The organism is Streptomyces sp. LS1784 (genome assembly GCF_020103755.1).
In the GTDB taxonomy this organism is placed as follows: Bacteria; Actinomycetota; Actinomycetes; order Streptomycetales; family Streptomycetaceae; genus Kitasatospora.
In genome coordinates this window covers 1-10,930 of sequence record NZ_JAHSQD010000273.1, presented here as the reverse complement: position 1 = coordinate 10,930, position 10,930 = coordinate 1, and the positions used below count along the sequence as shown (strand labels likewise).

The 10,930-nt window shown below is 72.6% G+C and carries 10 protein-coding genes; 2 read left to right on the top strand and 8 right to left on the bottom strand.

The annotated features are described in order from the left end of the window. Nucleotides 1–1,349, top strand: a 1,349-nt coding sequence (locus KS423_RS26635; RefSeq protein WP_224282308.1) for a CDP-glycerol glycerophosphotransferase family protein, incomplete at its 5' end; no start/stop codon positions are given. Here KS423_RS26635 and KS423_RS26630 read toward each other — a convergent pair. The 6 genes from KS423_RS26630 to KS423_RS26605 all read right to left on the bottom strand — a co-directional run bounded on the left by KS423_RS26630 (nucleotide 1,334) and on the right by KS423_RS26605 (nucleotide 6,896). After that, entirely contained in the window at nucleotides 1,334–1,888 is a 555-nt protein-coding gene (locus KS423_RS26630; protein ID WP_224282307.1) for a 2'-5' RNA ligase family protein, read from the bottom strand. The genes KS423_RS26635 and KS423_RS26630 overlap by 16 nt on opposite strands. Continuing rightward, complete coding sequence (trpS, locus tag KS423_RS26625) at nucleotides 1,885–2,925, bottom strand: tryptophan--tRNA ligase (RefSeq protein ID WP_224282306.1); 1,041 nt, start codon at nucleotides 2,923–2,925, stop codon at nucleotides 1,885–1,887. Before trpS ends, KS423_RS26630 begins: the two co-directional genes overlap by 4 nt. Before the next feature lie 30 nt (nucleotides 2,926–2,955). Beyond that, complete coding sequence (locus KS423_RS48110; RefSeq protein ID WP_224282305.1) at nucleotides 2,956–4,281, bottom strand: hemolysin family protein; 1,326 nt, start codon at nucleotides 4,279–4,281, stop codon at nucleotides 2,956–2,958. A gap of 108 nt (nucleotides 4,282–4,389) precedes the next feature. Then, nucleotides 4,390–5,382, bottom strand: a complete 993-nt coding sequence (locus KS423_RS26615; RefSeq protein WP_224282304.1) for a malate dehydrogenase — start codon at nucleotides 5,380–5,382, stop codon at nucleotides 4,390–4,392. 214 nt (nucleotides 5,383–5,596) lie between these two features. Beyond that, complete coding sequence (locus KS423_RS26610; RefSeq protein WP_224282303.1) at nucleotides 5,597–6,022, bottom strand: DUF3017 domain-containing protein; 426 nt, start codon at nucleotides 6,020–6,022, stop codon at nucleotides 5,597–5,599. Between the two features lie 19 nt (nucleotides 6,023–6,041). Continuing rightward, on the bottom strand, nucleotides 6,042–6,896 hold the full coding sequence (locus tag KS423_RS26605; protein WP_224282302.1) for a bifunctional methylenetetrahydrofolate dehydrogenase/methenyltetrahydrofolate cyclohydrolase: 855 nt from the start codon (nucleotides 6,894–6,896) through the stop codon (nucleotides 6,042–6,044). A gap of 518 nt (nucleotides 6,897–7,414) precedes the next feature. On the opposite strand from KS423_RS26605, the gene KS423_RS26600 reads away from it, so the two are divergent. After that, nucleotides 7,415–8,038, top strand: coding sequence for a hypothetical protein (locus tag KS423_RS26600; RefSeq protein WP_224282301.1), 624 nt, complete (start codon nucleotides 7,415–7,417; stop codon nucleotides 8,036–8,038). A gap of 82 nt (nucleotides 8,039–8,120) precedes the next feature. On the opposite strand, the gene purH is transcribed toward KS423_RS26600, so the two are convergent. Together purH and purN are read right to left on the bottom strand one after the other, a co-directional pair. Continuing rightward, a complete protein-coding gene (purH, locus tag KS423_RS26595) occupies nucleotides 8,121–9,722 on the bottom strand; it encodes a bifunctional phosphoribosylaminoimidazolecarboxamide formyltransferase/IMP cyclohydrolase (protein WP_224282300.1) in 1,602 nt (533 codons plus the stop codon). Beyond that, entirely contained in the window at nucleotides 9,719–10,378 is a 660-nt protein-coding gene (purN, locus tag KS423_RS26590) for a phosphoribosylglycinamide formyltransferase (RefSeq protein WP_224282299.1), read from the bottom strand. Before purN ends, purH begins: the two co-directional genes overlap by 4 nt. Between the last annotated feature and the right edge of the window lie 552 nt (nucleotides 10,379–10,930).

Below are 10,930 nucleotides of genomic sequence, written 5' to 3'. Positions count from 1 at the left end.
TGCTCGCCGCCCCCGCCGCGCTGCCCGCCGTCCCCGCCGCCACCACCGCCGGGGGCAAGCGGGTCCTGCTGCAACGCCGGTGGCACGACACCCTGTTGGTGGACTCCACCCCGGTGCTCACCGCCGACGAGCGCAGCGCCTGGACGCAGCACCGGCTGCGCACCGAGCACTACCCGGCCGCCCGCCGCGCGCCGCTGCGCGAGGCGGCGCTGTACGACGTGTTCGGCGGCCGCGGCTACGCCGACTCCCCGCGCGCGGTACACGCCGAACTCGTGCGCAGGGAAGCCCGGTTGGAGCACCTGTGGGTGGTCGACGACGCCCAGGCCGTGGTGCCGCCCGGGGTCGTCCCGGTGCGGAGCTGGAGCCCGGAGTGGTACCTCGCGCTGGCCACCTGCCGGTACCTGGTCGGCAACACGCACTTTCCGGACTTCCTGGAGCGCCGCCCCGGCCAGGTCGTCGTGCAGACCTGGCACGGCTCACTGCTGAAGCGGATCGCCCACGACGTCGAGAGTCCCTGGCTGGCCGACCGCGGCTACCTGGAGGCGCTCGACCGGGAGACCCCGCAGTGGAGCCTGCTGGTCTCCCCCAGCCCGTTCGCCACCCCGATCCTCCGGCGCGCCTTCCGCTACGGCGGCGAACTGCTGGAGTCCGGTTACCCGCGCAACGACGTGCTCGCCCGCCCGGACCCGCGGACCGCCGCGTCCGTCCGCCGCCGGCTCCGCATCCCCGAGGGCAGGCGGGTCGTGCTGTACGCGCCGACCTGGCGCGAGGACCAGCAGCGCGGCGACGGCGACGGCTTCCGGCTCGACCTGCGGCTGGACCTCGACCACGCCCGGCGCCTGCTCGGCCCGGACCACGTGCTGCTCGTCCGCGCGCACGCGCACGTGCGCGAGCCGCTGCCCGGCGCCGGCGACGGCTTCCTGTACGACTGCGGGGACTACCCCGACCCGCAGGAGCTGCTGCTGATCGCGGACGTACTGGTGACCGACTACTCGTCGATCATGTTCGACTTCGCCGTCACCGGCCGCCCGATGTACTTCTTCACCTACGACCTGGAGCACTACCGCGACACCCTGCGCGGCTTCTCCTTCGACTTCGAGCCGAACGCCCCCGGCCCGCTGGTGCCGACCTCCGCCGCGCTGCTCGGCGCGTTGCGCGAACTCGCCGACGGCGACGCCGGACTGCCGCCCGGTTACGCCGAACGCTACCGGCGCTTCCGGGCCGAGCACTGCGCCCTGGACGACGGCGGCGCGGCCCGCCGGGTGGTCGACCGGATGCTCGAACTCGGGCGGGCCGGGACGCGGACCGGGGCGTGGACCGACCCGGACCGGCCTCAGCCGAAGGAGTAGCTCCGCCAGGGCCGCCAGACCTCGTCCGCGTCGAAGCGGGAGAGGCCGAAGTCCGGCACCGGGAAGGCCGCGTGGAAGCCGCGGGCCTGCTCGTACGCCTGGTCCAGCACGTCGTCCGACAGCCCGTGGGCGACCGTCACGTGCGGGTGGTACGGGAAGGCCAACTCGCGGGCCAGCGGGCCGGAGCGGACGTCCGCCTCCAGCAGCCGGCACTCCTGCGCGCCCTCCTCGACCCGGACGTACACCACCGGGGAGACCGGGCGGAAGGTCCCGCTGCCGCGCAGCAGCATCCGGAACGGCCGGTGCGCGGCCGCCACCGCCGCCAGGTGCTCCTCGATCTTCGGCAGCTCCTCGGCGGGCACCTCGGTCGGCGGCAGCAGGGTGACGTGCGTGGGTATCGACCGGGCCAGCGGATCGCCGTGCCCGGCCCGGGCGTCCTGGATCTCCGTGCCGTACGGGTCCGGGACGCTCACGGACACGCCGATGGTGACGACCTCGGGGAGGTCGCCACCAGCGGGCAGGTGCGTGAGGGGAGTCACCGCTTGGCGGCCGGGAGGAAGCCGATCCGGTCGTACACCGTCTCCAGCGTCACCGACGCCACCTCGCGGGCCTTCTCGGCGCCGATCGCCAGCACCCGGTCCAGCTCCGCCGGGTCGTCCAGGAACATCCGGGTGCGCTCCTGGAAGGGGGTGACCCACTCGGTGAACAGCTCGGCCAGCTCGGTCTTCAGGGCGCCGTACATCTTGCCCTCGAAGTGCGCGACCAGCTGGTCGACCGACTGGCCACTGAGCGCGGAGTGGATGCGCAGAAGGTTGGAGACGCCCGGCTTCCCCTCCTCGTCGTAGGACACGACGGTGCCGGTGTCGGTGACGGCGCTCTTGAACTTCTTGGCGCTGGCCTTCGGTTCGTCCAGCAGGCTCACCAGGCCCTTGGGCGAGGAGGCCGACTTGCTCATCTTGACGGCCGGGTCCTGGAGGTCCTGGATCTTCGCCGTCTCCTTGAGGATGTACGGCTTCGGCACCGTGAAGGTCGGGCTGTAGCGGGTGTTGAAGCGCTCGGCGATGTCGCGGGTGATCTCCACGTGCTGGCGCTGGTCCTCGCCGACCGGGACGGCGTCCGCCTGGTAGAGCAGGATGTCCGCGATCTGGAGGATCGGGTAGGTGAACAGGCCGACCGTGGTGCTCTCGGAGCCGTACCGGGAGGACTTGTCCTTGAACTGGGTCATCCGCGAGGCCTCGCCGAAGCCGGTGAGGCAGTTCATCACCCAGGCGAGCTGCGCGTGTTCGGGCACGTGCGACTGGACGAAGAGCGTGCAGTGGTCCGGGTCCAGGCCCGCACCGAGCAGCTGCGCGGCGGAGACCCGCGTGTTCTCGCGCAGCGTCGCCGGGTCCTGCGGCACCGTGATCGCGTGCAGGTCGACGACCATGTAGAAGGCGTCGTTCTCCTTCTGCAGGTCGACCCACTGGCGTACCGCGCCCAGGTAGTTGCCGAGGTGGAACGAGCCGGAGGTGGGCTGGATGCCGGAGAGCACCCGGGGACGGTCCTTGACCGGACCGGTGACCGCTGCGTTGACCATGCGGGCCATTGTTCCAGTACCACCGCTCGCTCAGGAAACCTCTGCCCCCGGTGGTTCGGCCAGTGTGACCGCACTCACCCCGACCCGGGCGATCCGCCGGCCCTCGACCTTGGCCACCGTCAGCAGCACCCCGCCGCCGCCCTCGACCGGGACGCGCACCTGGTCGCCGTCCCGGGGCAGCCTGCCGAGCGCGGCGACCAGACAGCCGGCCACCGTCTCGTACGGACCCTCGGGCAGGGTGACGCCGGTCTCCTCGGCGAAGTCGCCGAGGTTGAGCAGGCCGTCCAGTTCCATGCCGCCACCGGCCAGCCGGCGGGTGGGGGCGGCCTCCGGGCGGTCGTACTCGTCCCGGATCTCGCCGATCACCTCCTCGACCAGGTCCTCCAGGGTGACGATCCCGGCGGTGCCGCCGTACTCGTCCACCACGATGGCCAGATGGTGGCCCTCCCGGCGCATCTCCCCCATCGCCTCCAGCACCAGCTTGGTGCCGGGCAGCAGCTTGACCGGGCGGGCCAGGTCGCGGACCTTGGCGGCCTGCTCGCCGCGCGCGCCGTACAGGTCGCGGACGTGGACGAAGCCGACCACCGCGTCGGCGCTGCCCTCGACCACCGGGTAGCGCGAGTGCGGCGAGGTGTCGGCCTGGTGCCGGACGGCGGCCAGCGGACGCTCGGCGTCCAGGAAGGTCACCTCGGTGCGCGGGACCATCACCTCGCGCAGCTGGCGCTCTCCGGCGGAGAACACATCGGCGATCAACGCCCGTTCGTCGCTTCCGAGTTCGGTGTTCGCGGCGACCAGGCCGCGCAGTTCCTCGGAGCTCATCGAGCCGCGGCCCGCCGCCGGGTCCCCGCCGAGCAGTCGGACCATCAGGTTGGTGGAGTGGCCGAGCAGCCAGATCACCGGCCGCAGCACCACCGACATCACGTCCACCACCGGGGCGGCGACGACCGAGATGGACTCGGCGCGCTGCAGGCCGATCCGCTTGGGGGTCAGCTCGCCCAGCACCAGCGAGGCGTAGCTGATCACCAGGGTGAGGCCGACCAGGGCCACCGCGTCGGACATGCTCTCGGACAGCCCGGCCCGGACGAACAGCGGGGCGACCTTGCCGGACAGGGTGTCCGCGCCGAAGGCGGCGGACAGGAAGCCCATGCAGGTCACCCCGACCTGGACGGCGGCCAGGAAGCGGTTGGGGTCGGCGGCCAGGTGCGCGGCCCGGGCCGCGCGCCGGGTTCCGCGCCCCTCCAGCGTCCGGATCTGCCCCTCGCGCAGCGAGATCAGCGAGATCTCGGCGACGTTGAACAGCCCGCCCAGCAGGATGAAGACGAGGACGAGCGCGGCGTCCCCGAGTGTTTCGTTCACAGCGGGCCAGTGTAGGACGGCCGGTACCGCCCGGGGCCGGACACGGCGGCGGCCCACCGCTTCCGGGAGGGAAGCGACGGGCCGCCGGTGAAGCCGTGCGGGGCGGGCTCAGATGAGGCCCAGCTCCTGGACCGCGTCGCGCTCCTCGGTCAGCTCCTTGACCGAGGCGTCGATGCGGGCGCGCGAGAAGTCGGAGATCTCCAGGCCCTGGACGATCTCGAACTTGCCGTCCTTGGTGGTGACCGGGAAGGAGGAGATCAGGCCGGCCGGAACGCCGTAGGAGCCGTCGGAGACGACACCCATGGAGGTCCAGTCGCCCTCGGCGGTGCCGTTGACCCAGGTGTACACGTGGTCGATGGCAGCGTTGGCGGCCGAGGCGGCCGAGGAGGCGCCGCGGGCGTCGATGATGGCGGCGCCGCGCTTGGCGACGGTCGGGATGAAGTCGTTCTCCAGCCAGGCCAGGTCGCTGCCGACGGCCTCGAAGGCCGGCTTGCCGGCGACCTCGGCCTGGAAGACGTCCGGGTACTGGGTCGCGGAGTGGTTGCCCCAGATGGTGACGCGCTTGATGTCCGAGACCAGGGCGCCGGTCTTGGCGGACAGCTGGCCGACGGCGCGGTTGTGGTCCAGGCGGGTCATCGCGGTGAAGCGCTCGGCCGGGACGTCCGGGGCGTTGCGCTGGGCGATCAGGGCGTTGGTGTTGGCCGGGTTGCCGACGACCAGGACCTTGATGTCGTCCGCGGCGTGGTCGTTGATGGCCTTGCCCTGCGGGCCGAAGATGCCGCCGTTGGCCTGGAGCAGGTCGCCGCGCTCCATGCCCGCGGTGCGCGGACGGGCGCCGACCAGCAGCGCGACGTTGGCGCCGTCGAAGGCCTCGTTCGGGTTGTCGGTGATCGTGATGTCGCGCAGCAGCGGGAAGGCGCAGTCGACGAGCTCCATGGCGGTGCCCTCGGCGGCCTTGAGGCCCTGCGGGATCTCCAGGAGGCGCAGGTTCACCGGCACGTCGGCACCGAGCAGGTGGCCCGAGGCGATGCGGAAGAGCAGCGCGTAGCCGATCTGGCCGGCCGCTCCGGTGATGGTGACGTTGACGGGGGTGCGGGTCATTTCTACCTTCTCCAGCAAATCGCCAGGCGCCCCAGGCACACCGGCACTGGAGCCAGGATGATCTCTCGACGTCGAGAGACCGGCGTCAGGTTATCGCAAAGGGAAGCGTACGCCGGGTGTCGTGGCGTGGCTGATGCGTCACAGAAAAAGGACGGCCCCCGCCCGGGCCCTGGATTTCCAAGGCGCCGGGCGGGGGCCGTCGCAGGCCTGCGGATCAGTGCCTGGGCCGGCCCATCAGCTGGCCGATGTTGTCCAGCAACGGGATCTGCAGCCACGGGTTCGGCTGCGCCACCAGGGTCAGCAGCACGATCGAGGTGCCCAGGAAGCTCAGCACGATCACGTCGGTGAAGCGGCTGCGCACCGCCAGCATCCCGACCTCGGGCAGCACCAGCCGCAGCACCGCGCCGAGCAGCACGCCGCCGCCGAGGACCAGCAGCCCGTACTTGAAACCGTCCTTGGAGTCCGCGAACCAGGTGACCGCGAGGCCGGCGCCGACGACCAGCAGGACCAACGTGATCGGCCACTGCCGCACCGGCAGCGCGTGATCGCGTCCGAGGGCCGCGGCCGAGCCCTCGGGCGGCACGGTGCCGGTGGTCTTGACCGGCCTGCGGCGGGTCCGTGCCGGGCTCGGTTCAGTCATGCTCGCCGTCCCTGGGGTGTCAGATGCCGGCGCGGCGCTCGGCCGCCTCGACGATGTTGTTAAGCAGCATCGCGCGGGTCATCGGGCCCACGCCGCCGGGGTTCGGGGAGATCCAGCCGGCCACCTCGGCCACGCCCGGGTGCACGTCGCCGACGATCTTGCCCTCGCTGCGGCTGACGCCCACGTCCAGCACCGCCGCGCCCGGCTTGACGTCCTCCGGCTTCACCAGGTGCGGCACGCCGGCGGCGGCCACGATGATGTCGGCCTTGCGCAGGTGGGCGCCGAGGTCCCGGGTGCCGGTGTGGCACAGGGTGACGGTGGCGTTCTCGCTGCGGCGGGTCAGCAGCAGGCCGATCGAGCGGCCGACGGTGATGCCGCGGCCGACCACGACCACCTCGGCGCCGTTGATCTCGACGTCGTGGCGGCGCAGCAGCTCGACGATGCCGAGCGGGGTGCACGGCAGCGGGCCCTCGATGCCCAGGGCGAGCCGGCCGAGCGAGGTCGGGTGCAGGCCGTCGGCGTCCTTGTCCGGGTCCATCAGCTCCAGGACCGGGTTCTGGTCCAGGCCCTTGGGCAGCGGCAGCTGGACGATGTAGCCGGTGCAGGACGGGTCGGCGTTGAGCTCGCGGACGACGTTCTCGACGTCCTCCTGGGTGGCGGTGGCGGGCAGCTCGCGCTGGATCGAGGCGATGCCGACCTCGGCGCAGTCCTTGTGCTTCCCGTTCACGTACCAGCGGCTGCCCGGGTCGTCACCGACCAGGACGGTGCCGAGGCCGGGCGTGACGCCCTTCGCCTTGAGGGCCGCCACGCGGGCGGCGAGTTCGGACTTGATCGCGGCGGCGGTGGCCTTGCCATCGAGAATCTGGGCAGTCATGACCCCATTCTCCCGGATCGCCGGGGGTCCCCGTACCGAGGGCCCGCACGGCGCGGGACGGTCCCGGACGGATGGACGGGCGGGTGAACGAACGGGTACGGAGGTCCGCCGCACGTTGCGGTTGCGCCACAGTCTTGGCGCGGCGCGCTGAACCGGCTGGACAGGGCGCCGTCGTCCGGATGACGATAAGCGCATTCCCGCCGCGAACCGGCCCGGTGACGGGCCGACGGCCCTCGCGGCGGAGCGTTGTACCCGGGGGAAAGAGCCAGTGAGCCGATCACAGCAGACCGAGCAGTCCGACCGCGAGGGCACCGTCCCGCCCGCGCCGCACCCGTCGGCCGGCTCGCGCCCCTGACGCTCACCACGCTGCCGAGCCGCGGCGCCCGTCACCGCCGCCGGGCTGTCACCCCGCTCCGCTAACGTCCCCTTCGGCCGGTGATCCGACTCACCGACCGGCACCGGGCCGTCAACGTCCCGTCCCCGCGTCCCCGCGTCCCCGTAACTGCCCGGAGGCACCCATGAGCTACCCGCCCGACCCGAACAACCCGTACGGCCAGCCGCCGGCCGCCCCGGGCTACGGCTACCCGCAGCAGGCCCCGCCGCCGGCCGCCGCGTACGGCTACCCGCAGGCCGCCCCGGCCTACGGGTACGCACCGGTGGCCCCGCCGTCCATGCCGGGCCTGGTGATGACCGCGCGGGTGCTGCTGTTCGTCATCGGTGGCGTGCAGATCATCATCACGGGCATCCTGCTGATCGCGGCCGCGGGCACCAAGACGGTCGCCAACCAGCACAGCACCGACAGCGACACCGCGATCTTCGGCAACGCGGCGGCCGGCATCCTGCTGGTCTTCGGGATCGTCTACCTGCTCGCCTCGGTGCTCTCGATCACGCTCGGGGTGAAGTTCGGCAAGGGCGGCCCGGCCACCCGGATCACCACCATCGTGTACGCCTCGGTGTTCCTGCTGCTCGGCCTGCTCGTGACGGTCAGCGCGATCACCGGCGCCGGCCAGACCCAGGGCACGGCCGCGGGCAGCGGGTTCGGCGTGGTGGTCGGCCTGCTGTGGATCGCGATCTGCGTCCTCTGGATCGTCGCCATGGCCACCCGGGACGGCGTCAACTGGTTCAACCGGCCGCGTTACTGACCGGCCCGCACGACAGAGCGGCCCGGCTCCCTCCTCGGAGGGGGCCGGGCCGCTCTGTCACACCGTCACGCCGCCGGCGGGATCAGTGGAAGAAGTGCCGCGCACCGGTGAAGTACATGGTCACGCCGGCCTCGGCGGCCGCCGCGACGACCTCCTCGTCGCGGATCGAGCCACCGGGCTGGACGATCGCCTTGACGCCGGCCGCGATCAGGATCGCCGGGCCGTCCGCGAACGGGAAGAAGGCGTCCGAGGCCGCGTAGGCGCCCTTGGCGCGCTCGCCGGCCCGCTCGACCGCGAGCTTGCAGGAGTCCACCCGGTTGACCTGGCCCATGCCGACGCCGACCGAGGCGCCGTCCTTGGCCAGCAGGATCGCGTTGGACTTGACGGCCCGGCAGGCCCGCCAGGCGAAGGCCAGCTCGGCCAGCTCCTCCGCGGTCAGCGCCTCACCGGTGGCGAGGGTCCAGTTCGCCGGGTCGTCGCCCTCGGCGTGCACCCGGTCCGCGTCCTGGAGCAGCACGCCGCCGGAGATCGGGCGCACCTCCTGGCGGTTGGCCGGGGCCTCGGGGGCGAGCAGCACCCGCAGGTTCTTCTTGCGGGTGAGCACCTCCAGGGCGCCCTCCTCGTAGCCGGGGGCCACGACGACCTCGGTGAAGATCGGGGCGATCTGCTCGGCCAGCGCGACGGTGACCGGGCGGTTGACGGCGATCACGCCGCCGTACGCGGAGACCGGGTCGCACTCGTGCGCCTTGCGGTGCGCCTCGGCGACGTCGGCGCCGGTCGCGATGCCGCACGGGTTGGCGTGCTTGATGATCGCGACGGCCGGCTCGGTGTGGTCGTAGGCGGCGCGGCGGGCGGCGTCGGTGTCGACGTAGTTGTTGTACGACATCTCCTTGCCGTGCAGCTGCTGCGCGCCGGCCAGACCGCCGGTGCCGTCGCTGTACAGCGCGGCGCCCTGGTGCGGGTTCTCGCCGTAGCGCAGCACGTTCTGCCGCTCCCAGGTCGCGCCCAGGAACTCGGGGAAGCCCGCAGCGGAGCCGCTGATGTTCGCAGTGTCGCTCGGCGCGTAGCCGGCCTCGAACCAGGAGGCGACGGCCACGTCGTACGCGGCGGTGTGGGCGAACGCGGCACCGGCCAGGCGCTTGCGGGTGGCCAGGTCGAAGCCGCCCTCCCGCACCGCCTTCAGCACGTCGCCGTAGCGGGCCGGGTCGACCACGACGGCCACCGACGGGTGGTTCTTGGCGGCGGCGCGGACCATGCTCGGGCCGCCGATGTCGATCTGCTCGACGCACTCGTCCGGGGTGGCGCCGGAGGCGACGGTGGCCTTGAACGGGTAGAGGTTCACGACGACCAGGTCGAAGGGCTCGACGCCCAGCTCGGCCAGCTGCGCGCGGTGCGACTCCAGCCGCAGGTCGGCCAGCACGCCGGCGTGCACGCGGGGGTGCAGCGTCTTCACGCGCCCGTCCAGGCACTCCGGGAAGCCGGTCAGCTCGGAGACCTCGGTCACCGGGACACCGGCGGCGGCGATCCGGCCGGCGGTGGAGCCGGTGGAGACGATGGAGACCCCGGCGGCGTGCAGGCCCTGGGCCAGCTCCTCCAGACCGGTCTTGTCGTACACGCTGATCAGCGCACGACGGATCGGACGGACGTTCTCGGAGACAGGGGGGGTGGTGGAGCTGGCACTCATGCCGGGATCCATACCTTTCGGTCCTCGATGCGGTGACCTTCGCGGGCCAGCCGGCCCACGACGTCGACGAGCAGCTTTCGCTCGACAGTCTTGATGCGCTCGTGCAGCGCTTCGCCGCCATCGGCGTGGTCGGCGTCGACGACCTCGACGACGCCCTGCGCGATGATCGGCCCGGTGTCCACGCCGGAGTCGACCAGGTGGACGGTGCAGCCGGTGACCTTCACCCCGTACGCGAGCGCGTCGGTGACGCCGTGGGCGCCGGGGAAGGCGGGCAGCAGTGCGGGGTGGGTGTTGACGATCCGCCCGGCGAAGGCGGTGATGAACTCGGGGCCGAGGATCTTCATGAAACCGGCCGTGACCACCAGGTCCGGCTGGTACTCGGCGACGGAAGCGGTCAGCGCACGGTCCCAGGCAGCCCGGTCCGGGTGGTCCTTCACCCGGTGGACGAAGGTCGGCAGGCCTGCCTTCTCGGCGCGCTCCAGGCCGACGATCCCGTCCCGGTCCGCGCCGACGGCGAGGATCTCGGCTCCGTAGGCCGGATCGGCGACGGCGTCGATCAGCGCCTGCAGGTTGGTGCCGGAGCCGGAGACCAGCACCACCAGGCGGGCCGGTCCGGGCGTACGGGGCGGGAAGTGCTGGGCGGGGGCGGCGGCCACTGCGCGTTTCTCCGTAGGTCGGGCGCCGTCCGCTGGTACGTCCACCGGCGGTGGGGCCACTACGAACGGCAGGTCGAGCGAGGGGGAACTCCGGGGAAACCCGCCGCGACGCGGGCCCCGGGGAACCTCTGTGGGCTGCTGACCGTCACCACGATAACGGCTGGTCGGACGGCCTCCGCACCCTCCCGGCGGCGCTACGCGCGTAGTTGAGACGGGGATCTCCTCCGGCCCACCGCACCGGAGTTGCCCCGGCCCGCAACGGCCCGCGGCCCCGTGGCACGGGCCGCCGCCGACCCGACGGACGGCTGCGGGATCATTGGGGCGCGGGAGACCGCTCCGACGCGAGAACCTCCGAACGAGCTCCGACCGAGAAGGAATGGCTGAACCCATGAGCAGCGGCGACGACACCGGCGAGCGCAACCCCTTCGCGCCGCCGCCGGCGGATGCCCCGGACCAGCCGTGGCAGCCGCGCAGCCCCTGGGCCGGCGGAGGCCACGGATCCGACGGGCAGGGGGGCTCCGACGGCCAGGGCGGCGAGCGCCCCCAGCTGCC

Excerpts from the sequence above, each read along its gene's own strand:
- trpS (WP_224282306.1), bottom strand. The coding sequence starts at position 2,925 with ATGGTCAACGCAGCGGTCACCGGTCCGGTCAAGGACCGTCCCCGGGTG.
- KS423_RS26605 (WP_224282302.1), bottom strand. The coding sequence starts at position 6,896 with ATGACTGCCCAGATTCTCGATGGCAAGGCCACCGCCGCCGCGATCAAG.
- purH (WP_224282300.1), bottom strand. The coding sequence starts at position 9,722 with ATGAGTGCCAGCTCCACCACCCCCCCTGTCTCCGAGAACGTCCGTCCG.
- KS423_RS26610 (WP_224282303.1), bottom strand. The coding sequence starts at position 6,022 with ATGACTGAACCGAGCCCGGCACGGACCCGCCGCAGGCCGGTCAAGACC.
- KS423_RS26600 (WP_224282301.1), top strand. The coding sequence starts at position 7,415 with ATGAGCTACCCGCCCGACCCGAACAACCCGTACGGCCAGCCGCCGGCC.
- KS423_RS26615 (WP_224282304.1), bottom strand. The coding sequence starts at position 5,382 with ATGACCCGCACCCCCGTCAACGTCACCATCACCGGAGCGGCCGGCCAG.